Here is a 23,132-nt window from a genome sequence, read left to right as displayed (position 1 = left end):
CCCCGCGCCGCCACACCAACCTGCCCGCCCCGCACGCCGGCCTGATCGGCCGGTCGCAGGCCGTGGAGAAGGTTCGCACGCTGATCGCGGCAGGCCGCCTGGTGACGTTGACAGGGCCCGGCGGGGTCGGCAAGACACGCCTGGCGGTGGAGGTGGTGTCCGGGCTGACCGGCTCCTACGCCGACGGTGTCTGGCTGGTGGAACTGGCCGCGCGGGCCTGGTCCACCGAGGCCGGGGCCGCCACCACGGGCAACGAACTGGCCGAGCTGGTGGCGGCGACGCTGGGAATCCGGGACGACGCCAGTCCTGGCCCGCTGCAGGGCAGGCGGCCGCGCACGCTGCTCGACCGCCTGTCCGACGCGCTCCGCACCCAGCGCCTGCTCCTGGTCCTGGACAACTGCGAGCACGTCGTCGAGGCAGCCGCGAGCCTGGCCCGGGCGCTGCTGCGGGACGCCCCGGGCGTACGGATCCTCGCCACCAGCCAGGAACCGCTGAGCCTCCCTGGCGAGCAGCTGTGGCCGGTGCCCCCGCTCGATCTGCCCGCGGACACGGCCGACCAGGCGGCGCTGCGCACGTCGAGTGCGGTGCGGTTGTTTCTCGATCGGGCCGCCGCGGCCGCGCCCGGCTTCGCCCTCTCCGACGACAACGCCCGCGCGGTCGCCTCCATCTGCCGCCGGCTCGACGGGATCCCGCTGGCCCTGGAGCTGGCGGCGACCCGGGTACGGGTCCTTGGCGTGCGAGAGCTGGCCAGGCGTCTCGACGACCGGTTCCGGCTGCTCACCGGCGGCCATCGGGGCGCCCCGGCGCGGCAGCGGACCTTGCGCGCGATGATCGACTGGAGCTGGGAACTGCTCACCGCGGCCGAACAGGCGGTGCTGCGCCGACTCGCCATCCACTCCGACGGCTGCGGCCTGGAGGCCGCCGAGTCCGTCTGCGCCGGTGCCGGGGTGAAGCCCGCCGAGGTCCTGGACCTGCTGGCCCGTCTGGTCGACCGCTCCCTCGTGCTGGTCGCCCACGAGGCCGACGGCCCCCGGTACCGGCTGCTCGAGTCGGTCGCGGCGTACCTCCTGGAGCGGCTGCGGGAAACCGAACACGAGCGGGTACGGCGCGCCCACGCGCGCTACTACGCGGAGTTCGCCGAGCAAGCCGGCTCCTTTCTGCGCGGCCCCGATCAGCAGCACTGGCTGCGGCGCCTGGACGCCGAGACCGCCAACATCCGCAGCGCGCTCGACAGCGCCGCCGCGGACGGCGACGGTCACCTGATGCGGCGGCTTGTCCACGCGATGGCCTGGTACTGGTTCCTGCGCGGCCGCCTCACCGAGGCCAACCGCTACCTCACCCTGGCCCTCGCCCTGCCGCAGGACCAGCCCGTCCGCAGCAAGGGCGCGGCGGGTCCGGCGGCGGGCTCGGCGGCCGGCCGGGTGCCGGACCGGTCGGGGACCGTGGCCTGGCGAACCGGGATGAGCCTGCTGTCCGGCGCCCCGGACGGACCGGCACGCCACAGCCGAGCCGTCCTCGACGTGTACGAGGGCATCCGCGACCCGCACGAGCGGACCAGGGCGGGGTGGCTGCTCGGCTTCGCCCTCACCCGGTTCGGTGACTTCGCCGTCGGCGAGAAGCTGCTCAACCGGGTGCTGACCGAGTCCCGGGCGCTCGGCGACCGCTGGGCACTCGCCGCGGGGCTCAGCACCCGAGGCATGCAGACGTACGTGTGCGGCGATCTGCGGGCTTCCCGGCGCGAGGCCGAGGAGAGCCTCGAACTCTTCCACGAGAGCGGTGACCAGTGGGGGCGGTTGCAGGCCACAGCCGTGCTCGGGCGGCTCGCGGAGATCGAGGGCGACTATCCGCAGGCCGCCCGCCTGCACCGGGACGGGCTGCGCACAGCCGAGGACCTGGGGTTGTGGACCGACGCCTCGATGCGCTGGTCCGAGCTCGGCAGGATCGCCCTGCTGACCGGCGACCACGCCAGGGCCGAGGAGTTCCACGAGCGGGGGCGGCGCCTCGCCGTCGAGCAGGGAGACCAGCCGGCCGAGGAGTTCGCCGAGATCGGGCTCGCCCTGGGGGCGCGCCGGCAGGGCGGGATCGACCGGGCGGAGTCGTATCTGCGCCGCTGGCTGGAGTGGAACCGGCAGTTCGACGCGGAGTACGGAGCGGCGCTGATCCTGGCCGAACTGGGCTTCGTCGCGGAGCTGCGCGGGGACGCCGAGACGGCGCTGGCGCTGCACCGGCAAGGGCTGGCCGCGGCCCGGGACACCGGCGATCCACGGGCGATCGCCCTGGCCCTGGAAGGGCTCGCCGGGGCGCGGGCCCTCGCCGGACACCCCGGCCGGGCCGCGCGCCTGCTCGGCGCGGCCTCCGCGGCCCGTACCTCGGCAGGCGCGCCGCTCCCGGCGCCGGAGCGCGGTGACGTGGACCGGATCACCGGGACGCTGCGGGCGGCACTGGGGGAAGCGGGCTTCGCAGCCGAATACGCCCAGGGCATCGCCCTGGGCCCGGACAGCGAGTTGCTCAACCCGTGACGGGACCCCGGGACAGCGATGACCACTTAAGAATCTACATTGTAAAGGGCGCCGGGTAGCTGAAAACATCGCCAACACAACAAAAAGACAAACACGGGCTCCGCCCGTGCCTCCAACACCGAAGCCCGCCTGGTGGGACGGTGGGGATGCTGAGGACCGACCGCACGACGCCAGCGTGGGAACTCGTCCGCTCATCTCGATCGGAGACCGGCCCGTGCGGGTCTTGAGCAGGGCTGTAAGGGGCGTGGGAAGATGCTCCCCTGTTCACCGAACGTTCGAGAGGGGGAGGTTTCGCTGGTAGGTACGAGACGGAAGATGAAGGCGTGCCCCCTGCGCGACGGACGGCCCAGCCCCAGATGTGATTGAGAGGAACGTCCTCATGTCCGGTTTCTTCTCTCGCCGAGCATTATTGGCCGGCGTGCCCGCTGTCGGCCTGTCGGTCGTCCTGGCCGGTGCCGCTTCGGCGGCGGAGACGGCCTACGCGGCCTTCCGCGTCGTGCGTAGCCGGCCCGGCGAACCCAGCCGGCCCGAGGTCGTGCTGCCCGCCGGTTACGAGATCCTGCCCGGTGAGAAGTACTCCGTGGCTTCCCGCGCGGAGTACTACACGTTCGTACAGGGCCCGCGGGACGCCGCGGGTATAGAGGTCACCGTTCGCTGGCCGGATGAGCGTGTCGAGGCCGTCGTCCACCAGGACACGCGGCTGAAGCTGCGTCGCGTTCCCGGCGACAGGCACAGCTGGTCGTTCACGCTGCCGATGACGCAGTCTTCGCCCGACGCCAACCAGCCGACGCTCCAAGTCTGGAGCCATCCCGACGTCTCGCCAGGCATGAACTGGCGGATCGAGCACAACGATCCTGACCGCGCCGCGGGTCCGTGGACGACGGTGCCGTGGCCGGCAGGTCCGGTCGCATCGGTGATTCACCAGCTCGTCGCGGCTCACACCATCCTGCGGGATTCCGGCATGGTCGACGTCGCCGCGGCGAAGGGACATCGGTTCGTGCTGATGGGTATCGAGACCAACAACACGTTGCACGCCGACAACCCTCCGCACTGGCACATTTCGTACAACTCCGGCCCGGACTTCAGTGCGCCCACCCACAACCCGCATTTCTGGCTCGACCCGTCCGGTCGTAACTTCTACAACGGCATGGACGTCACCGGCTTGGGCCGGCTGAAGTACTACGTGGGCGATCCGGCGCCGCTGTACGACTTCGTGGGTGACGCGAACGGCGGCCGTGGCAATCTCGTTGTCACGTTCACCCTCCGGCAGGACGGTGGCATCGACATCGCTTCGCCGCAGGGCCGTACGTACGCCATCGCGGCGGGGCGCGGGGACGGTCTGGTGGAGGATGTCACCGCGCTGCGTGACGGCGAGCCGTGGCTCCGCATCAGTACCGAGGACCGAGTTCGCCAGGGCGTGCTCGTCGTGCGGGTCGAGGGGCTGCAGGACCGCGCCGACTCCAGCGTGCGGGTCTACCGCTATGACCGGTTGACGGGAGTGCTGCGGAACAACCCGTGACCTGCGGCGTCGGCCACGAGGTGGGCATTGCGGCGGAACTGAGCGGCCGGCGCGGCTCCGCAACGGTCGAGCCTTGCAGGTGCCTGTCCAGCCGGTCCGAGAAGGGCGGGCGGGCAGGCATCCGGGTGGGCCGGCGGTGGCTGGACGATCCGGCTTCTGGGCGGGGTGCCAGCCAGGGGCTTGGCCGGAATACGGCAGAAAGCCACCGCGGGGCCTGACCGTCGATCGTCTGGGTGCGACGACGACGCCGTGGTTCGATTACTGGCTCGCGACACCGGACGAACTCGCGGCCGCCGTCGCCGAGTCGGCGTGGACCCTGGAGGCCCTGGACCACGACCCGAATGGCCCCGGCTACATCGCCCGCCTGCGCTGCTGAATGCTCCCGCAGACGGCGGCTGCACCGCCCGGCGCGTCCGGCGGTGCCATTGCCCGCGGCTTATGGACCTCTTGACGACCTTGATGAGTTGCCGCCGCTTCGCTCGGGGCGTTGAAATGTCTGGATGAGCACGGACAACAGCACGGTGCCGCCGGTTCCCCGTCTCGCTGACATCCGGTCCCGGTGGCTCAGCGCTGCGACCGCCGGCCTCCACGACGACCCCGGAGTGGCGGGCGCCGCTCTGGTCGGGTCGCTCGGCGCGGGCCGGGCTGACGACTGGAGCGACATCGACCTGCTGGTGTTCGTGGACGACACACACCTTGACGACTACGCGGTGCCAGGCCGTCTGCCTTCCGGGCCGGGGGTCCTGACGGTGGCCTTCGACGGTCGCCACAACGGTCCTCGCGGCACCAGGGCGCTCGGTCTGGGCTACGTTGTCGACGGGCTTCCGCTCCAGGTGGACTGGTATGTTCACCCGATCTCGCGGGCCGGATGGCCGGCCGACAGCGTGCTTGTCCTGGATCGGCAGGGCTTCGACCGGCTCCCTGCCACCTTCGCTGAGCTGCTCAGCGCCGGCGAACACGAGCCGCAGACCCCCAAGGAGCCCATCGAGCACCAGCTGGTGCGGCTGGCGATGGTCCCTGTCGCGGGCAAGCGGATTGCCCGCCGTTCCCCGGACACCGCCCGGATTTTCGAGATCCTCGAATGCCCCTACGCGCCCGGCGCCTCCTGGCAGGACCACCTCGCCACGCTGCGCGAGCTGCTGGACAGTTTCGCGGCGCTCGGCCGACCAGGCGACATCACCGCCGGACACGCCTACCTCGACCTCGTGGAGGAGACCCTGGACTGACGCCACACCACTACTCGAGTACGCGGCCTGACGGCCGCATACTCCCGCACCACAGGGGAAAGGTCCCAGTTGGTCATCAACAGGTCCCGGAATTGTGGATCTAGTCCTGGGCCAGGCGCGGCAGCGAGGCCAGCCGTTGCCTTGCGTGCCTTACAACCCTTCAAGCGGCTGACCACCCAGTGCGCTTGATCAAACCCAGATAATCTGCGGTTGGCCAGGGCAAGGTCCTGGACGTTGAGGCGAGGACCGTCGCGGCGAGTGAGCTTCACCCGAGCGGAGCGTCGTCCCCGATCGTGTGCGGCTCCCTCAAGCGGTGGGTGACCTTTACTCGAGCGGCAGGGCGTGCCGTTCGGCAATCTGGCGGATCTCCTCCAGCGGGTACGGCGTCTTCCTGCTCTCACTCTGCAGCTCGTGGTAAAAGTCGTTCAGCACGGTGGCCAGCGGGCTGTGCCGCGACAGCAGGGCCGCGACCCCGCCGGGCACGTCGGCCGGCCGCTCTCCCGCCGCCCATTCCCGCACCAGTTCGCGACGCCCCGGCCAGTCAGCGCCGTGGAAGGCGCGGGCCAGCCAGTTCACCAGGTACGTCAGCGTGTAGGTGCGGTCAAAGGTGAGGTGCCGGCGATAGAAGGCCTGTTCCTCCTCTGACAGGTCGAACCGGGTCGACACGGCCTGCCCGAAGTCGGTCAGGTAGAAGCGGCGCCCGTCGGTGAGGATGTTCTCGAAGTGCGCGTCGAAATGCAGGAGGCCGCTCGCGTTCATGAAGGACACGGCCTCACGCAGCCTCTGGTCCGCAAGGGCGCAGGCGCGGTCGGCGTCGCCCGCGCGCACCCGCTCGTCCAGCCACTGGTGCAGGGTGTGGGGAAAGTACTCCAGGAAGAGCGTCAGGCTCGCCGGAGCCTCTGCAAGCGCCTGGAGTCGGCGGCGCACGCCGGGCGCGCCCTCCCAGAAGGTGACGGCCCGATCGATGTCGGCCAGCTCCCCGTATAGCGGGGCGGGCTCGGCGTTGGGCAGCACCCGCCAGTGATACAGCAGGGGGAAGCCGGGGAACCGGCCGGTCAGCACCCACTCGGTGGTCATCGTGTGCGCGGCCAGCTCGCGCCAGGCGCCGAAGCCGGGCGAGCCGATGCCGTACTGGCAGAAAGGCGGCAGCCCGAACAGGTCGGCCGTCGAGTGCGGGTGGCGCAATTCGGGCTCGGTGAGGGGCACGCGTTTGACGAAGACGGAGGTGCCGCCGACCTCGAGCCGCGCGGACGCCCCGCCGATGCCGGTGCCGAGGGGCACGGCCTCGCGCTCCAGCAGCTCGGCCAGCTCCCGGTCGCCGTAGCGGGCCAGGGCCGTGGAAACGTCACAGTGGCTGGTCAACCGCGCGTCCATCATCGTGATCACTCTACTGGCCGATGACGGCCGCCTTTGCCTGGTGGCCACCCTGCCGCACTGCTGGCCGAGCACGGCGAACCGGTGGTTGACCTCTTGGCGGTCCCAAGCTGTGCCGTTCCAGCGACTGGTGCCCAGCAAGTTGTGCGCCTTCCAGCCCTTCTTGTGCCGCCGCGCTTCCTCGACCTGCTGCTCAAAAAGTCCGGCCCCTGCTCACCAGCCAACCGATCGCCAGGTGAAGCGCCACGACCCTTGGCCATCACACAACCCCACCGGCCCGGAAACCGGATAGCGGAGCCGCCGCTCGGCGAGCGCGGGGAGCTGTAGGCGCGACGCCGGGGCCTTCCGTTGTCCGGCGGGAGGCTCCGTCTCGTCAGGGGCCGGCCGGGCCATAGGCGGAAACTGCCTCCGCGCCCCGCCCCGCCGGTTCGGTTCTTGACGAAACCGGCACCGGGTTGCTTTTCCAGGTTCTGACCGAACGCGAGGAAAGGAACAGTCCGGCCATCGCTTCCAACGACAGCTTCGGCAAAGCGCACATGTTCGAGCCACATATGCGTGGTTCGGCTGCAACTTCACAGGTGGGAGCAGCTATTCGGGCTGGGACGGGACTGCGGTGTGGTTGCGCCATGCAGTCCTGAGGGCTTCGAGTTCGAGTCGAGGGAATGGTGCTCCCCACTTTCCGTGGTATCCGCCTTCGTCATAACGTCGCGCGACGTTGTCGAAACAGCGGATGACGGCTCTGGCCAGGGTGTCGATCGTTTGCCGGCTCGACCAGATCTCGGTGCCGGCGTTGTCATGACGGCGGCCATCGGGCAACTGAAGCAGCCGCACCCAGACGTCGTTGCCGCCTCGATAGAAGATCCAGCGGAAGGCTGTCGGCTCGGCTTCGAACTGGGCCCGTGCCTGCTCCTCTCCGAGCACCAGCCGGGCTGTCGCGGTCAGGAGTTCCTCAGGAGCCGCGGTGATACAGGACGCGTTGACCTCCGCCTCGGCCTGGTCGTCAGCAACGGTGCAGTCGGCTGAACAAGTCAGCGGTATGGTTCCACAACTCGCCGATCTCCGGCACGGTCAACGACAGGTCGATGGCCGTGCGCATGACCAGGCCGTGATCGTTCCACAGCTCGACCGTGCGCTGCATGGCTGCTGCGATAGCCTGGCGCGGCTCGTCGCTCTCTGCGGCGGCCCGGGACCGCTCCCACAGGTGCGCGACGGTCCGGGCCACAAGTGCCGTGACCACTTCTTGCTTGGAGCCGAAGTAGAAGTACAGGGCGCCGCGGGTGATGCCGGCGCCCTGGGCGATGTCGCCGACGGTCATGGCGTCGTAGCCTTTTTGCGCCAGCAGAGCTTCGCAGGTGTCCAGAATGGCCCGCTCTCGGACATCGCCCTTGCGTTCGGTGGGACGTCGGCTCCGGGCGGGGTGGTGGCCGGGCATCAGAGCTGAGCGCCCTCGGCGAAGTCGGTCGTACGGGGGAGGGTCTCCCATGCGCGGATGTCCTCGTCCACGGCCATGCGCGCGGCGGTGACCAGCCGCAGCGCGTCCGAACCCAGGACGAGATGGGCCGGCGGCTGGTCGACCGAGGTGATGTGCACGACGGCTTCCCCGGCCTTGGCTGGATTGCCCACTTGGTTCCCGCTCGCCTTCTGCCGTGCTTCGCGAATGGGGGTGAACAACGCGTCGTAGTCGTCGATGGACCGCGCGGCGCGTGTCATGGACCGTCCGCGGCGGCGCCGGCGCATGTGGGGCAGAGCCGCCTGCAGGGTGGCCACTGTCCCGAAGACGTTGACCTCGAACTGCCGCCGCACCTCGGCCAGGATATTTCCTCGAAGGTGCCCTCCAGGCCGTAACCGGCATTGGCTAACCGTTCGTTGGCTCGGGAGTTTCTGGAAGATCCTCTCAATGTGCCGCCTGCGCCGATCCATGCCGCGGTGCCCTTCCGCCGCCTTCCGGTCGTCACCCGGAGGCCGACCCTCCTCGCAGGCCGGCCCCGGCGTCAGAGCACCGCGGCTGATGCTGCCTCCAGCCTTACTGGTCAGTCGGTACTGGCCCGTTCCGATCCTCCTCAGGGGCCTTTCGGTTGCCCAGGCGGGATCAGGTGGCGGGCTCGCCGAACCAGCGGGAGAGGTGGTCGTCCAGGTCCTGCTGATCGTCGCCGATCCAGGCGACGTGGCCGTCGGGGCGTAGCAGGACGCACGGAACATCCAGTACGGCAGTGGGATCCGCGAGGTGATCGACCCGGTCCCACCAGCCGCCGACGGTCAGGCGTCCGGTGCGGTCCAGCAGCAGGCCGCGGCCGCGATGCAGCAGGTCGTAGAGGTGGCCCTGTTTCACGTCGATGTCGCGCAGGCGGCGGCCGAGCAGGTCGGGGCCTGCGCCGAAGTCGTAGCGGACGCCGATCGCGGTGATCTTCTCGATCAGGTGGCGGTTCACCTCGTCGAAGTCCATCAGTTCGGTGAGCAGCCTGCGCACGGCCTGCGGGCCCGGTTCGGGGGACAGCAGTTCCATCTGGGCGCGGGTGTTGTCCAGCACGTCCTCGGCGACCAGATGACGTTCGTCCTGGTAGGTGTCCAGCAGCGCGTCCGGCGCCCAGCCGCGGATCTGTGCGGCCAGTTTCCAGCCGAGGTTGAATGCGTCCTGGACGCCCAGGTTGAGGCCCTGTCCGCCGATGGGTGGATGGATGTGTGCCGCATCGCCGGCCAGCAGCACCCGCCCGACCCGATAACGTTCGGCCAGCCGGGTGGCATCCCCGAAGCGGGACAACCAGCGCGGGGAGTGCACGCCGAAGTCGGTTCCGGCGATGGCGCGCAGCTGTCGTCTGAAATCCTCGAGGGTGGGTGGTTCCGCGCGATCGCTGACTCCCGCGGCGGGGACGACGACGCTGTAGATTCTTTCGCCGAAGGGCCTGAGCCAGAAGTGCTTGTGGGTTTCGTGGATTTCGGTCACCTTGGCGGTGATCTCCTCCTGCGGCACGCCCACTTCCATCTCGCCCATCAGCGTCTCGGTCCGTGAGGGCTCGCCGGGGAAGCCGACGCCGAGCAGTTTGCGCACCGTACTGCGCCCGCCGTCGCAGCCGATGAGATAGCGCGCACGCAGCTGTTCCCCGTCGGCCAGCTCGACGGTCACGCCCTCGCCGTCCTGCGCGAAACCGGCCACCGCACAACCGCGCCGGACCCGCGCGCCCAGTTCGATCGCATGTTCTTCGAGCAGCCGTTCGATGACCGGCTGCGGGATGCCCAGCAGATAGGCGTGCGCGGAATCCAGGCCCTCGGGCGCGGGTTTGGCGATGGCGGCGAAGAATCCGCCGGCCGGACGCTGCCTTCCGTGTTCGAGGATGCGATCCAGCAGTCCGCGCATTGCCATCAGCTCGAGACTGCGAATATGCAGACCGACTATGCGGACGAACGACTTGGGCTCGGTTTCCTTCTCCAGAACGAGTACCCGCACGTCGTGCAGCCGCAGTTCGGCGGCCAGCATCGCGCCAGTCGGCCCGCACCCGGCAATGATCACGTCGAACGCGGGCGCACGATCGGCGTCGGAGGCCGGCGACCGGAGCCCGGGGACGTCGCCCACGGTGAAGTCGCGCTCGGCCGTATCGTTCGACGGCGGCTCGGCGGGGATCTGCGAAGAGTGCATAGGTGTTGCCTTCCGGGAGTGCCTTGTTGGCGAGGCGCTCCCGGCGACACCTACGTCAATCGCCGGCCGTGACGGGTAGGGGGAGCACCCACATCGATACAGCGTTCATGGGTCTCACCCCCTCGGGCGGTGTCACGGTCAACTGCAAGCTACAAGCCCGAACAGCACCCGTCCAATCCTTTTCCAGCCACCTGATCACGACTCCAGACGGGCCCGTGCGGGGCGATACCGGTGTGGCAGCCCGGCTGGTCACGGTCGGCGGTCTGATCCTGGCGGTCCCCGCGACGGACCGGATCCCGGTAGGCGCTGCCTGATGAGGAACGCTCGTCAGCGGACTGGTCGTAGGCCGGCTTGACGACCAGCGCGACGGCACAGCGAGACGACCCGAGTGCATCGACTTCTGGATCAAAGCCGGACACCACGCGGGCCGATGCCGTTCAGGCAGCGCGGAATCGTTCACCGAGCCGCGGTTCAGAATCCTATGGTTTCGCGGAGCAGCAGGACGGTGCCGCGGCCAGGCTGGTATTCCGCGTTGAGGATGAGAAGGCGGTTGACGGCGCTGGGCCACCCGTAGGCCTCCTGGGTGCGGGCGTTCTCCAGCGGCAGGCAGTGCTCTTCGACGCGACGCAGCGCGACGCCCAGATCGGGCACCACCTTCTGCGCCCCGACGATCCAGATCGCGCGGGCGGCGCCGCCGGAGTAGCTGGGCAGCTGGCTTCCGCTGCCCGAGGCGACCACGAGGGAACCGGTCTCGGTGACCGCGTGGACGCTGCCCACGACGACGTCGGGGCTGGCGCGCAGCCGCCGGATCTCGTCCATCTGGGTGGTGCGGTCCATGGTCAGGGTGCGCGGCTTGACGGCCTCATATCGCCCACCGGTGTTGATGTCCTCATCGATGCCGGACAGGCGGAGGGTCTCGCTGGCCCCGGTCAACACGCTGGCTCCGTCGGGTATCAGCTCCCTGACACGGGTACGCGCGGCGGCGGCGTCATCGAGGATCTCGACGGTGAAACCGTGCGCGGTCAGCGCGGCGGCCGCCCGCTCCAGGCGCCGCACGGGTGCCGCGTCGGCGAACGGAGTCGCCGGAATCGAGGTGGTCATGATGTCTGTGAGCTCCTGTTAGCTGAATGAGTGCGGTCTCAGCAGTTCGACAACGCAGCCCCCAGAAATGTGAGGCCGGTGCGCCGCCTCACATTCCGGTGCGCCGTCTTGTCGAACTGGTGAGGACCGACGCGACAGAGGGAGCCGACGGCGCCATGACCACCCGATCCGAGCCAGAGCAGGGCCGGCCCGACCCGGGCCTGGACGCGATCATGAGCGAGCGGCGTCACCTGATCAATCTCGCGTACCGGTTGCTGGGCTCGCTGGCCGAGGCCGAGGACGCCGTGCAGGAGACCTACACCCGCTGGTACGCCATGTCCCGGCAACAGCAGGACGCCATCGAGTCTCCCGGCGCCTGGCTGACGACGGTCGCCAGCCGCATCTGCCTCAACCTGCTCGGCTCGGCACGGGCCCGGCGAGAGACCTACGTGGGCGAATGGATCCCCGAGCCGCTCCCCGACGGCACCGTCGCCGACCCTGCCGACCGGGTCACCCTGGACGAGTCGGTCAACCTGGCCTTCCTGGTCGTTCTGGAATCGATGACCCCGGCCGAACGTGTCGCGTTCATCCTGCACGACGTCTTCTGCCACTCCTTCGCCGAAGTGGCCGAGATCGTCGGCCGTACCCCGGCGGCGTGCCGCAAGCTGGCCTCCTCGGCCCGCCGCCGCATCCGGACCTCGCAGCCTTCCGCGACGACGCCGGCGGCCCAGCCCGCCGGCGTCGTCAGGGACTTCAAGCAGGCTTGGGAGGCCCAGGACATCGACGCCCTGATCGGCCTGCTCGACCCCGACGCCACGGCGATCGCCGACGGCGGCGGCCTCGCCATCACGTTCCTGCGCCCCATCGAAGGCAGTGAGCAGATCGCGCGCGCCTGGGTGGAGATCGCCCGCCACAGGGCCGACAACATGACAATCCTGGAACGTACGGTCAACGGTCAGCCCGGTCTGGTGGCCCAGCAGGACGGGGTCATCGTGACGGTGTTCGCGTTCGAGGTCGCGGGTGACCGGATCAAGCACATCTGGGTAGTACGCAACCCCGACAAACTCCGTCGCTGGACGACGGGCTGGGGCGCGTCTCCCTGGGCTCCGTGAGACGCCCCCGCCCGCGCAGGAACGGCCAGTGGCGGTGATCCGAGCCTCAACGGCTCGCTGACGCCGCTGGCCGGCCGGTTGCTGCTCAGGCCCCGCGTACGCGGGAGTTTCGACACGGCCTGCGCGAACTCCAGCGAGGTCCGCGCGGCGGCTCATCCCCGGATGGCCGCGGCGGCGGTCCCGGTCACGTCCATCGCGGCCGCTCCCGATCATCGTCTCCACCTCCGGGGAGGCGGTGGACGATCTCGGCTCCGCCGGCGCAGCTGGGTTCGGGTGTGTCCGGTCGATCTAGCCGGGCTTCGCTGCGTCGTGGCGCAACCCGTCATACAGGATCGTGGCGATGTGCAGCGCATCGTCCTTCCAGCCCTTGGCGCGCATCCCGCAGATGCCGCCGAGGGCGCGCAGGACGATGCGTCCCTCGACGCCGTTGCGGACGAGGCCGGCTGCGACGCCTGCGGCGAGGAGTTCGTCGAGGGCGCGGGCCATCTCGTCGCGCGCGTCGTCGAAGACCGGCGAGTCGGTTGCCATGATGCCGTCCAGCGCCTCGCCCATCCCTCTGCCTACTGCCGCGTGCTCCACGAGCAGCAGCAGGAAGGTGCGCAGTGCTTCGTCGGGGGCGTGTTGCGCGAGCAGCCGAGCGGGGGTCGCGCAGAGCTCGGCGACTTCCTGGCGGTACACCTCCGCGACGAGCGCTTCGCGCGTTTCGAAGTGGCGGTAGAAGGTGCCGACAGCCACGCCGGCCCGGCGGGCGATCTCCTCCACATGGGCGTCGTCGTCGGCGAGGAACGCCTCCCGTGCCGCGGCCAGGAGCGGCCGGACATCCCTTCCGCCTGCGATCGGCCTGACCTTGTGCCGAGCGAAACCGGCATGGTCGCGACGCACGCACCACGGGCCTGGCGGGCCGACGGTCGGTCCTCGTCGTCGACGACCTCCGGGGCGCGGAAAGAGCGCCTGGCCGGTGTTGCCGGCTCCGATCAGGGCGGATTTGCCCGGCCACCACCGTAGGGACGTCTACGTGCTTCCAGCCGCTGGTATGCCTGCCACCTCAGCCGGCGACGGGGTGAACACGTCCGCCGGCTCCCGAGCGGACACCGCCCGCGCGAACCACGGTGCCGGCGTGCTACCCGGCGGAGGCCGCATAGCTGCGGAGGAAGGCCCGCACGCCTGCGGTGACGAGCCGGGTGACCTCCTCCTGGGGGAGCGGGATGGCGCCGTAGAAGGTCTGCTGGTTCACGTCGGTGACGGTCAGCAGGGTGAGGTGGGCGGCGGCATCGTCGGCGTCGTCGATCCGCAGCAGGCCGCGCTCGGCGATCCGGCGCAGGTACGGCGCCAGCCGCAGGTGCCCGGTCTGCGGGCCGGCGGCGACCCACGCCTGGAGGATCGGAGGCGGGATGTGGGCCGCCTCAGCCTCGATGGCCCGCACCAGGGCGAAGTGGTCGGGGAAGGCGGTGACCGCGGCGACCCGGTCGAGGGAGAAGTCGATCAGGTCCTGCTCCAGGTCCACGATCTTGTGCAGGTGCCGGTCCATGATCTGCGCGATCGCCGCGGTGACCTCGTCGGCGCCTTCCAGCGCGACGGTCAGGAACAGCTGCTCCTTGTCGGTGAAGTGCCGGTAGATGGTCCGTTTGGACACCCCCGCCTCGGCCGCGATCGCGTCCACGCCGGCCCGGGTGTAGCCGTCGCGGCCGAAGACGCGGCGGGCGGCCCGGGTGATCGCCTGGCGCTTCTCCGGTCGGCCGTACGGCTCGGCCTGGCGCAGGGTCATCAACGTCCTTCCCGCTGGAAACTCCTCGGTGCAGTGTAGGGGCGCCCGGCGCGCTGGCGGGCCTTGCGGGCCAGGGCGTCGAGCAGTTCGTGCAGCAGGTCGGTGGTGTAGGGGTCGGTCAGCCGGCGGTCGGGCGTGAAGCGGGTGTCGCAGTGGAAGACCGTCACCTCCGGTTTGACGACGACTTCCGCTCCCACCGAGGCCAGGATCTGGCGGAGGGCGAGCTGGGCGCGTACTGAGCCGAACGGCCCTGGTGAGGCGCCGGCGATGGCCACGGGTTTGCCGCGCAGCAGCCCTTCGGGAGCCGTGCTGGCCCAGTCGATGGCATTCTTCAGCGCGGCGGGAACGGAGGCGTTGTGCTCCGGCGTGGCGATCAGCAGGGCGTCGGCCTCGGCGATGCGGGCGCGCAGCGTGGTGACCGGCGCGGGTGGGGTGCCGGTGTCCAGGTCCTGGTTGTAGAGGGGCAGCCGGCCCAGGTCGTGATCGATGTCGATGGCGAACCCGCCGGGATCGAGCGCGCGGGCCGCGTGCAGGAGGGCCGTGTTGTGGGAGTCCGCGCGCAGGCTGCCGGACAAGGCCAGGACGTCGAGCTCGGTCATGTCTCTCCTCATGCGTTTTCGTCGACGACCGTCAAAGTACACTAGTCAGTGTCAAATGGAAACTGATTGGTATACTTTGAGGCGGTGATCGCGACAACCGTGCAAAAGAGACGAATCTCCGTCCTTCACCTCGTTCTCCTGGCCACGCCGACCTCGCTCAGCGCCAACAGCACCATCACCGTCATCCCCGAGCTGGCCCGTGCCCTGGGCGTCTCGGCCGCCGAAGCCACCTGGGCCGCCACCGCCTTCGGCTGGGGCGGCGTCCTCGGCGCCCCGCTCACCGCCGCGCTGCTGCGCACCCGCGGCAGCCGCGCCGCCGCGCTCGTCAACGCCGCGCTCGTGCTCCTCGGCACGCTCCTGGTAGCCGGCGCACCCACGCTGCCGACGTTGCTGGCCGGGCGGGCCGCCCAGGCCGCCGGCGGAGGAGGCCTGGTCACCATCGCCATCACCCTGGCCGGGACCACCTCGCGAGCAGGCGCCATCACCGCCGGGGTCGGCCTGGTCGGCGCATTCGGCCCGCTGGCCGGCTCCACACTGTCGGCGTTCTCCTGGCGGGTGCCGCTGCTGCTGTCCCTGCCCGCGCTGCTGGCCGTCCCCGCCGTCCTCCGCCACGCCCCCCGTCACGACAGCCGCGAAGCCACCGCCACCCGTACCGACGCCATCGGGATCCTCCTGGTGATGACGCTGGTCAGCGCCTTCGTCCTGATCCCGCGTCTGGAACTGGCGGCGGCCGCCGCCGCAGCCGTGGCCGGCCTGCTGCTGACCCTGCACGTCCGCATGAAGCCCGCCGGGTTCGTCCCCCAGCCGGTCATACGCTCCCGGGCGTTCGTCACCGCGGCAGCGGCGGCCGGCACGCTGTCCACCTCCTACTTCGCGCTGCTCTACACCGTGCCCCGGCTGCTGGAACACCACTGGACGAGCGAGCGGATCGGGCTGATGACGCTCATCATGTTGGCCGCCGGCTCGACCGCCTCGCTGCTGTTCACCCGGTGGACCTCCCGGCTCGGCGCGGCCATCACCCGGGCTGTCCTGCCGGCCACGGGGGCCGTGGCCGTCGCCCTGCCGCTGGTCGCCCCGCAGCCGGTGCTCATCGCGGCGTCCACCGCGTTCGCGGTGTTCGCCGCCACAGCGGCGATGGCCTGGTACGCCGCCCGCGTCGGCGGGGCCGTGCCGCACGAGCACCGGGCCACCGCGGTGAGCCTGTTCACCCTGTGCTACCAGCTGGGCGGCGCCTTCGGCCCGGCCCTGGCCACCCTCCTGCTCGTGTGAAGGGCCGAACCCTCCAAGGCCCGCGCCTCCCCGCGCGCCGGGCTGGACCAGCACCAGCCGCGCCGGAGCGTCCTGAATCGACCCGGACGCGGCACACCGCGGGTGTGCTTCGGTCAGGAAGCGGACAGCGAATGGCCTGGTAACCGGTCAGGCGGAGAGCCGACACTCTGCAGGCCGGCCCTGCGACGGCGAACACCGTACCGCTGCCGGCGTTGTCTCCGCGCCACTGAGGAAGGCTGATCGATCGTGACTGAACGCGTGCGCGTGGCCGTGCTGGCGGGCGGACCCTCCGCCGAGCATGAGGTGTCGCTGCAGTCGGCGCAGGCCGTGCTCGACGCTCTGCCGCGGGATCTGTACGAGCCCGTCGCCGTCATCATCGACCGGCAGGGCAGGTGGCCGGTGGAGCTGCGGCGCGATCTGGCGGACGTGGTCTTCCCCGTGCTGCACGGGCCGTTCGGCGAGGACGGCGTCGTCCAGGGGCACCTGGAGACGCTGGGCATCCCGTACGTGGGCTGCGGCGTCATGGCCTCGGCCGTGGGCATGAACAAGGTCGCGATGCGGCGCACGTTCCTGGCCGAGGACATCCCGGTCACCCCGCATGTGTGGTTCACCGAGCACGAATGGCGCACCACCACCGACTGCGGGGGTCTGGTGAAGTCGCTCGACTGGCCGATGTACGTCAAACCGGCCGGCATGGGCTCCTCCATCGGCATCTCACGTGTCACCTCCATGGAGGAGCTGCGCGCGGGCGTGGATCTGGCGCTGGCCTACGACCGGGTGGTCGTCGTCGAGCAGGGCGTGACGGCGCGCGAGGTCATCTGCGGCGTGCTCGGCGGCCATGACGCGCCGGACGTCTCGGTGCCCGGCGAGCTCATCGTGCCCGGCGACTGGCTCGACTATGAGGCGAAGTACCTCAGCCGGGCCGAGATCGCCGCCATCCCTGCCGCGCTGCCGGAACGCGTGGCCGAGGACGTGCGCGAGCTGGCCCTGCGCGCGTTCCGGGCGATCGGTGGTTACGGCCTGTCCCGTGTCGACTTCCTCTACGAGGAGGACACGGGACGCCTGTACGTGCTGGAGATCAACACCATGCCCGGTTTCACCGCCCGTTCCGTCTACGCCAGGGCCTGGGCCGCCAGCGGGGTCCCGTACCCGGACCTGCTGCGCCGCCTCATCGACCTGGCGTTCGCCAGGAGCGGCTCGTGATCCCCATGACGCTGGACGAGATCGCCCGGGTCGTCGGCGCGAGCCTCCACGACGTGCGCGACCCGGCGGCGCTGGTGACGGCGCCCTCGGCGGTCGACTCCCGTGAGGTGGCGCCCGGCGGCCTGTTCGCCGCGACGGTCGGCGCCCGCGCCGACGGTCACGACCACGCGGCCGGCGCCGTCGCGGGCGGCGCCGTCGCCGTGCTGGCCTCGAGGCCGGTCGGCGTGCCCGCCCTCGTGGTCGGGGACGTCCAGCTCGCGCTCGGCCTGCTGGCCAAGCACCTGCTCGAACGTATCAGCCCGGCCGTGATCGGCCTGACCGGCTCCGTGGGCAAGACCACGACCAAGGACCTGCTGGCCCAGGTGCTCGAACGGCACGCCGCGACGGTCGCCACCGACAGGTCGTTCAACAACGAGCTGGGGCTGCCGCTCACCGTGCTGCGTGCCGATGCCGGCACCCGGTACCTGGTGCTGGAGATGGGCGCGGGCCGGAAGGGCGACCTGACGTATCTGACAGGGCTCGCACCGCCGCAGGTCGGGCTGGTGCTCAATGTCGGCACCGCACACGTGGAGCGCATGGGGACCGGGCCGGCCGACGTGGCGGAGGCCAAGGGCGAGCTGGTCGAGGCACTTCCGGCGGACGGGTTCGCGCTGCTCAACGCCGACGACCCGTACGTCATGGGCATGGCCGGCCGCACCCGGGCCCGGATCCTGTTGCACGGCAGGTCGGCGCGGGCGCAGGTGCGGGCCGAAGACGTGCGGATGACCGACCGGGCGCGGACCGCGTTCGAGCTGGTGACGCCCTCCGGCCGCGCCCCGGTCGAGCTCGACCTCATAGGCGAGCACCAGGTGAGCAACGCCCTGGGCGCGGCCGCCGTCGCCACCGTGCTGGGTATGGGTGTCGCCGAGATCGCCGACGGGCTGAACGCCGCACGGCGGCGCTCCGCGGGCCGGCTGGAGATCGTCGAGCGACCTGACGGCGTCACCATCGTCAACGACGCCTACAACGCCAACCCCGAATCCATGCGGGCCGGGCTGCGGGCGGTGAAGGCCCTGGCCGGCGCCCGTCGTACCGTCGCCGTGCTCGGCGCGATGGGGCAGCAGGCGGACGCCTCGCGCGCCCGGCACGCGGAGACGGGCCGGCTCGTCGCCGACCTCCGCTTCGACGTGCTGATCGCGGTCGGAGCGGGGGATCCGCTCGCGATGGCGGAGGCGGCGGAGTCCTCGAACCAGGGAGTGGCCGTCCACACCGTCGACGACGTGGCCGGGGCTGTCAGGCTGGCCACCGCGCTGCTCGAACCGGGAGACGTGGTGCTCGTCAAGGCCTCCAGCGAGATCGGGCTCGGTGCCTGCGCCCGTGCGCTGGCCGGCGCCTGACACGGCACGATGGAGGGCCTGATCGAGCGGACGGCTGGACAGTTTCTGGCCTTCTGGATGAGCAGGCGTTCCGTCTAGCCTGCCGGCACAAGCTGGCGAAACGGAGTTCCATGCGCACTATAGGTCTCATCGGCGGGTTGAGCTGGGAATCGACGGTGATCTACTACCAGATCATCAACCAGCGGGTACGCGAGCGGCTCGGTGGCAGCCATTCCGCCAACAGCCTCATCTGGTCGGTCGACTACACGACCGTAGAAGACCTCATCTTCGCCGACCGCTGGGACGAGGTGAGTACGCTGCTGACCGTCGCGGGCGGAAAACTGGAGGAGCTCGGCGCCGACCTCCTGCTCGTCTGCAGCAACACCTTCAGCCGGGTGAGCGACGACGTGGAGCGGGCCGTGAGCGTGCCCGTGCTGCACATCGCCGACGCCCTGGGCGCCGAGATCCGCGCCCGGGGCATGCGCAAGGTCGGTCTGCTGGGCACGCACTTCACCATGGAGCAGCCCTTCTACCGGGATCGGCTGGCCGCCCACGGCTTCGACGTGGTCGTCCCGCGGCGTGCGCAGCGGGAACTGGTCCATCGCGTGATCTTCGACGAACTGGTGCGCGGGGTGCTCCGGGAGCCGTCCAAGGACGCGTACGCCCGGATCATCGACGATCTCGCGGACGACGGCGCCGAAGGCGTCATCCTCGGCTGCACGGAGATCGAGTTGCTGATCAGCGAGAAGGACAGCGCCATCCCGGTGCTGCCGAGCGCTCGACTGCACGCGGAGGCGGCGGCCGGCTTCGCGCTCGCCGGCTGACACGCCCTCGGCCGCGTTCGTTTCACGGCGGTGCGGCACAGGCGGATCGGTACGCCGGTGCGCTGGTGCCGTACAGCTCCCGGTGCCACAGATCGGCGCAGACGCGTTCGACGCCGGCCGTCAGATGGCGGCGGTAGGTGGTGAAAGGCAGGCCGAGCCGTTCCGCGGCCAGCTCCTGGGTGGGGGCGCCGCGCAGGTACGTGGCGGACAGCGCCCGGTGGAACTTGACCGAACGCGGATCCTCACGCAGGTCGTCGATCGCCTGGCGGAGCACCTCGCCCAGTGCCGTGGCGGGGTCCTGCCCGGCCCGCTCGGCGATCAGCCGGGTGCGCGTCAGCGGGGAGGCGGCCAGGGCGTCCAGCCGCGGCAACTGGCGCAACGCCTTGCGCACCGCCTCGGCGAACTGCGCCCGCGACAGCACCGCCAGCTCCGCCGTGGCGGCGGCCGGGCCACCGGCAGGGCCCGCGACGAGCGGTTGGTTCATCCGCTCCAGCCATGCCCGCGCCGGCACCGCGCGCCAGTCATGAACGAACAGGGTGTGGGCGTCATCGCCCAGCCGCGGCTGCTCGGAGAGAACACGCATCCCGTAGCGCCGTAAACGCTCCGCCCACGCCTGGTTCGGATGCCGTAGCGCGACACAGGACCATGCCATGCGCTCGGCCCGCAGACAATCGGCGATCATGCGCCACCGGATCACCTCCATCACCGGCGCGTGGCCGCGATACGGCGGCAGCACCCACAGCCGGCCGACCGCCAAGTGCTCACCGGCGCGCAACGGCGTGGTGGCACGCGCGTGCGCCCACGCCGCGGCCACGACCGGATCGGCCGCCAGCTCCTGCTCGTCGAGTTCCGCCAAGCGCAGCCAGGCGGAGCAGGCCACGGGCTCGCCGGTTCCGGTCCGCCGGTACAGCCGGAACGCCTCCGGCCGGCGTTCGGCCCAGAAGGCGGCGCAGTCCGCGGACGCCGTACCCTCCGCCGCCGTCGCCACCCGTACCAGCGTGCCGACGTCCTCCTGCCGCAACAGCTCTTCCCCGAACTCGCCCCCGTCGCGGAAATCGTCCGGCGGCCCGTTGCCGCGATGCAGGTAGAGCAGTGCCGCCACCGCGCCGGGCGCGTCCACATCGCTCGCCGTGCGCACCTTCTCCGCGAGATGCGCACGAAGCCGGTCGTGCATCACCGCGTACCCCTCGGGATCGCGCCAGCGCAGGTCGGCCTCCAGCACCTCACGCACCACGTCATGCGGGAACAGCCCGAGACTGCACGACTCCACGAACGGCAACCGCCGCAACCAGCCGAACAACGTCCCGGCGTCCTGCGGCAAGGCGGCCCGCAGCAGGTCCTCCGTCGTCGTGTGCGCGTGCGCGCAGACCTCCAGAGCCCGCCGATGCGCCGCCGAAGGCAGCTCGCCCACCAGCTGATCCAGCAACGTGCCCACCACGTCCTGGTCCGGCGTCCACCGCCGGCCGGCCCCGCCGTCCTTCACCGCCACGGCCGCCCCCAGCAGCAGCGCCAGCGGATGACCACCGGCGAACGCCTGCAGCGGCTCGCGCAGCTCGGCCGGCACCCCGCGGGCGTCCATCAGGGCCCGCGCGTCTCCGGGCCGCAGGTCGCGCAGCGGCAGCACCTCCAGCGCCCCCGCCCATCCCGGATCCGCCTGCCACCGCATATCGGGCGGACAGCGTCCCGCGATCACCACCAGCGCCCCCATGGGCACCCGCGGCAGGAACCGCTCGCGCAGCCATCCCTCCAAGCCGTGAACGCGGTCGACGTTGTCGACCAGCAGCACCGCGTCCGCGTCACGAGGCACCGGGTCGGCCTCGGACGTCCCCGGCGGCTCCAACGTGCGCCCGTCCACCATGGACACCGGCCGCCCGGCCGCCGCGGCCTCGCCGGCGAACCGCCGCAACAAGGCCGACTTCCCGACGCCGCCGGGACCGTGCACGTACAGAACGCTGCAGCCGCCGCCGTACAACGCCGCGGTGAAGACCGCGAGCTCTTCCTCCCGCCCCACGAACGCCGTCTCGCGCGTGGCTTGCAGGCGCCATCCCAGCGATCCGGACGTGTTGTCACTCCCCGACGACATACGGCTGACTCCTCTTCGGACGCCCGGTCGAACCCCTCGGGCGCGCTGGTCGGATTCTCGGTTCGGTTCTCGGGCGCGAGCCCGTCGATGTCCCCACGTCGCACACGTGGGTGCCCCCGGAGCGGGGCTACAGCTGGTCCCCGTTCCCGGCCACGTAGCCCAGGCCCGGGTGGGGGCGTCGTGGCGGGGGTGTGCCGCCGCTGTCCGGGCGGTACTCGAAGTGCCACCACTCGTTGTCGTAGATGCGGTAGAGGTCGTAGCGGGCACCGTGTTCCTCGAGCCAGCGCGCGCCCTCGTGCGGGCGTACGTCCAGCGCGATGCCCTTGACATGGCTGGACTCCGCCGGTGGCAGCACGAGCATCCGTGCCGAGGCCGGGGAGCCGGAACGGCGCACCTCCTCGTCGAACATGCGCTGCTGGACAAGGGGATCGCGGTATCCCGAGGTGAGGCCGATGAGCTGGCCGTGCCGCCAGAGCGCCTTGGTGCGCGCCGCGGTGAACGCCGCCATGGCGCCGTCGGTGAGCCCGGTGAGGTCCTCGGCGGGGAAGCGCATCCGTAACGCCCAGTTGCAGGCCAGTTCGCGGGCGCGGCCGGGGTGGCGGACGAACGCCGCGGGCAGCAGAAGAACGGCGAGCACCAGCGTGACCGCGGCGAACAGCCGGTCGCGGGGCCGAGGTGGGATGGTGCGTGGTTCGTACATGGCGACTACGATTGGCGCCGAATATGCGTGCGTTGTGCGCCGCATGTCATCGTTTCTCGACGGCGCCACCGTCGGCGCCACGTCGGCGCGACCGTGACACGACCATGACACGGCGCGCACGAGGCGGGGACACGACCGGCCGATAGTGGTTGACCGGTGGGCGAGCTACGGAGCGTGCTGTGAAACTCGGCGGCGTGTCGCGGGTGTTGTTGATCGAAGATGACCCGGCTGTGCGGGAGGGCCTTGACCTGGCCCTGACCCGGCACGGGCACCGGGTGCGCGCGGTGGAGTCCGGCGAGCAGGGGCTGGACCGGCTGCGTACGGACCTTCCCGACGTCGTCGTGCTCGATCTGATGTTGCCAGGCATGGACGGGTTCGAGGTCTGCCGCCGCATCCGGGCCGTCGGAGAGGTGCCGATCATCATGGTGACCGCGCGCGGCGACGACATGGACGTGGTGGCCGGGCTGGAGGCGGGCGCCGACGACTACGTGGTCAAGCCGGTGCAGCCCAGAGTGCTCGAGGCGCGCATCCGCGCGGTGCTCCGGCGGATCGGCCGGGACCAGGCGGAGCTGGAGCGGCACGGCGACCTGACCATCGATCGGGCCGGGCTGGTGGTCACCAACCGCGGCGTGCCGGTCAGCCTCGCCCCGACCGAGCTGCGCCTGCTGCTCGAGCTCTCCGGCACGCCGGGCCGGGTGCACAGCCGCCAGCAGCTGCTGGAGTCGGTGTGGGAGCACGGGTACTTCGGCGACTCGCGTCTCGTGGACGCGTGCGTGCAGCGGTTGCGCGCGAAGATCGAGGACGACTCGGCGGCGCCTGTCTACGTGCAGACGGTGCGTGGATTCGGGTACCGGTTCGGGCCGGTGTAGCCGC

At 70.9% G+C, this 23,132-nt stretch carries 21 protein-coding genes; 10 read left to right on the top strand and 11 right to left on the bottom strand.

From position 1 onward, the window contains the following. From E1292_RS15580 to E1292_RS15565, 4 genes are all read left to right on the top strand, one after another. Positions 1–2,519 (top strand): ATP-binding protein (locus E1292_RS15580; protein WP_132595854.1); only part of this gene is annotated, 2,519 nt, incomplete at its 5' end. Positions 2,520–2,898: 379 nt separating this feature from the next. Further along, complete coding sequence (locus E1292_RS15575; RefSeq protein WP_132595853.1) at positions 2,899–4,038, top strand: hypothetical protein; 1,140 nt, start codon at positions 2,899–2,901, stop codon at positions 4,036–4,038. A 136-nt stretch (positions 4,039–4,174) separates the two neighbouring features. After that, complete coding sequence (locus E1292_RS15570) at positions 4,175–4,414, top strand: hypothetical protein (RefSeq protein WP_132595852.1); 240 nt, start codon at positions 4,175–4,177, stop codon at positions 4,412–4,414. 124 nt (positions 4,415–4,538) lie between these two features. Next, complete coding sequence (locus tag E1292_RS15565) at positions 4,539–5,264, top strand: nucleotidyltransferase domain-containing protein (RefSeq protein WP_132595851.1); 726 nt, start codon at positions 4,539–4,541, stop codon at positions 5,262–5,264. Positions 5,265–5,588: 324 nt separating this feature from the next. Here E1292_RS15565 and E1292_RS15560 read toward each other — a convergent pair whose 3' ends face one another. The 6 genes from E1292_RS15560 to E1292_RS15530 all read right to left on the bottom strand — a co-directional run bounded on the left by E1292_RS15560 (position 5,589) and on the right by E1292_RS15530 (position 11,370). Next, a complete protein-coding gene (locus tag E1292_RS15560; protein WP_165974553.1) occupies positions 5,589–6,641 on the bottom strand; it encodes a protein kinase family protein in 1,053 nt (350 codons plus the stop codon). A gap of 585 nt (positions 6,642–7,226) precedes the next feature. Then, positions 7,227–7,559, bottom strand: a complete 333-nt coding sequence (locus E1292_RS15550) for a hypothetical protein (RefSeq protein WP_220446857.1) — start codon at positions 7,557–7,559, stop codon at positions 7,227–7,229. Positions 7,560–7,638: 79 nt separating this feature from the next. After that, positions 7,639–8,070 carry a TetR/AcrR family transcriptional regulator gene (locus E1292_RS15545; protein ID WP_246090131.1) on the bottom strand — a complete coding sequence of 144 codons (432 nt, stop codon included), beginning with the start codon at positions 8,068–8,070 and terminating at the stop codon, positions 7,639–7,641. Continuing rightward, positions 8,070–8,441: a Rossmann-fold NAD(P)-binding domain-containing protein gene (locus E1292_RS15540; protein WP_220446854.1), complete on the bottom strand. Its 372-nt coding sequence runs from the start codon at positions 8,439–8,441 to the stop codon at positions 8,070–8,072. The genes E1292_RS15545 and E1292_RS15540 overlap by 1 nt, the downstream gene beginning before the upstream one ends. Positions 8,442–8,727: 286 nt before the next feature. Continuing rightward, the gene (rox, locus tag E1292_RS15535; protein ID WP_132595849.1) at positions 8,728–10,269 is read right to left on the bottom strand and encodes a rifampin monooxygenase; all 1,542 of its coding nucleotides are present in this window, start codon (positions 10,267–10,269) and stop codon (positions 8,728–8,730) included. Between the two features lie 471 nt (positions 10,270–10,740). Then, positions 10,741–11,370: an LUD domain-containing protein gene (locus E1292_RS15530; RefSeq protein WP_132595848.1), complete on the bottom strand. Its 630-nt coding sequence runs from the start codon at positions 11,368–11,370 to the stop codon at positions 10,741–10,743. Positions 11,371–11,525: 155 nt separating this feature from the next. Here E1292_RS15530 and sigJ point away from each other — a divergent pair, with 155 nt between their 5' ends. After that, on the top strand, positions 11,526–12,461 hold the full coding sequence (gene sigJ, locus E1292_RS15525) for an RNA polymerase sigma factor SigJ (RefSeq protein ID WP_132595847.1): 936 nt from the start codon (positions 11,526–11,528) through the stop codon (positions 12,459–12,461). 288 nt (positions 12,462–12,749) lie between these two features. Here the strand turns inward: sigJ and E1292_RS15520 are convergent, their stop codons facing one another. The 3 genes from E1292_RS15520 to E1292_RS15510 form a co-directional block, all read right to left on the bottom strand. Continuing rightward, entirely contained in the window at positions 12,750–13,343 is a 594-nt protein-coding gene (locus E1292_RS15520) for a TetR/AcrR family transcriptional regulator (protein ID WP_220446853.1), read from the bottom strand. 238 nt (positions 13,344–13,581) lie between these two features. Further along, positions 13,582–14,226, bottom strand: coding sequence for a TetR/AcrR family transcriptional regulator (locus E1292_RS15515; RefSeq protein ID WP_132595846.1), 645 nt, complete (start codon positions 14,224–14,226; stop codon positions 13,582–13,584). Then, complete coding sequence (locus tag E1292_RS15510) at positions 14,226–14,825, bottom strand: NADPH-dependent FMN reductase (RefSeq protein WP_132595845.1); 600 nt, start codon at positions 14,823–14,825, stop codon at positions 14,226–14,228. Before E1292_RS15510 ends, E1292_RS15515 begins: the two co-directional genes overlap by 1 nt. A 99-nt stretch (positions 14,826–14,924) precedes the next feature. Between E1292_RS15510 and E1292_RS15505 the strand changes: the two genes are divergently transcribed. The 4 genes from E1292_RS15505 (at position 14,925) to E1292_RS15490 (ending at position 19,476) form a co-directional block, all read left to right on the top strand. Then, complete coding sequence (locus E1292_RS15505) at positions 14,925–16,094, top strand: MFS transporter (protein ID WP_165974552.1); 1,170 nt, start codon at positions 14,925–14,927, stop codon at positions 16,092–16,094. Positions 16,095–16,340: 246 nt separating this feature from the next. After that, complete coding sequence (locus E1292_RS15500) at positions 16,341–17,297, top strand: D-alanine--D-alanine ligase family protein (protein ID WP_132595843.1); 957 nt, start codon at positions 16,341–16,343, stop codon at positions 17,295–17,297. Next, on the top strand, positions 17,294–18,673 hold the full coding sequence (locus tag E1292_RS15495; protein WP_132595842.1) for a UDP-N-acetylmuramoyl-tripeptide--D-alanyl-D-alanine ligase: 1,380 nt from the start codon (positions 17,294–17,296) through the stop codon (positions 18,671–18,673). The genes E1292_RS15500 and E1292_RS15495 overlap by 4 nt, the downstream gene beginning before the upstream one ends. A gap of 110 nt (positions 18,674–18,783) precedes the next feature. Next, the gene (locus tag E1292_RS15490; RefSeq protein WP_132595841.1) at positions 18,784–19,476 is read left to right on the top strand and encodes an aspartate/glutamate racemase family protein; all 693 of its coding nucleotides are present in this window, start codon (positions 18,784–18,786) and stop codon (positions 19,474–19,476) included. Between the two features lie 22 nt (positions 19,477–19,498). On the opposite strand, the gene E1292_RS15485 is transcribed toward E1292_RS15490, so the two are convergent. Together E1292_RS15485 and vanY-N are read right to left on the bottom strand one after the other, a co-directional pair. Then, complete coding sequence (locus E1292_RS15485) at positions 19,499–21,559, bottom strand: ATP-binding protein (protein ID WP_132595840.1); 2,061 nt, start codon at positions 21,557–21,559, stop codon at positions 19,499–19,501. 127 nt (positions 21,560–21,686) lie between these two features. Beyond that, complete coding sequence (gene vanY-N, locus E1292_RS15480) at positions 21,687–22,259, bottom strand: D,D-peptidase/D,D-carboxypeptidase VanY-N (RefSeq protein WP_132595839.1); 573 nt, start codon at positions 22,257–22,259, stop codon at positions 21,687–21,689. A 194-nt stretch (positions 22,260–22,453) separates the two neighbouring features. On the opposite strand from vanY-N, the gene E1292_RS15475 reads away from it, so the two are divergent. Beyond that, positions 22,454–23,128 carry a response regulator gene (locus tag E1292_RS15475; RefSeq protein ID WP_165974555.1) on the top strand — a complete coding sequence of 225 codons (675 nt, stop codon included), beginning with the start codon at positions 22,454–22,456 and terminating at the stop codon, positions 23,126–23,128. Positions 23,129–23,132 lie beyond the last annotated feature (4 nt).

Origin of the sequence: Nonomuraea deserti, from assembly GCF_004348685.1 — a bacterium.
Lineage (GTDB): Bacteria > Actinomycetota > Actinomycetes > Streptosporangiales > Streptosporangiaceae > Nonomuraea > Nonomuraea deserti.
Note: the sequence above shows the minus strand (reverse complement) of the source record. Positions and strands in the feature narration are given on the sequence as shown.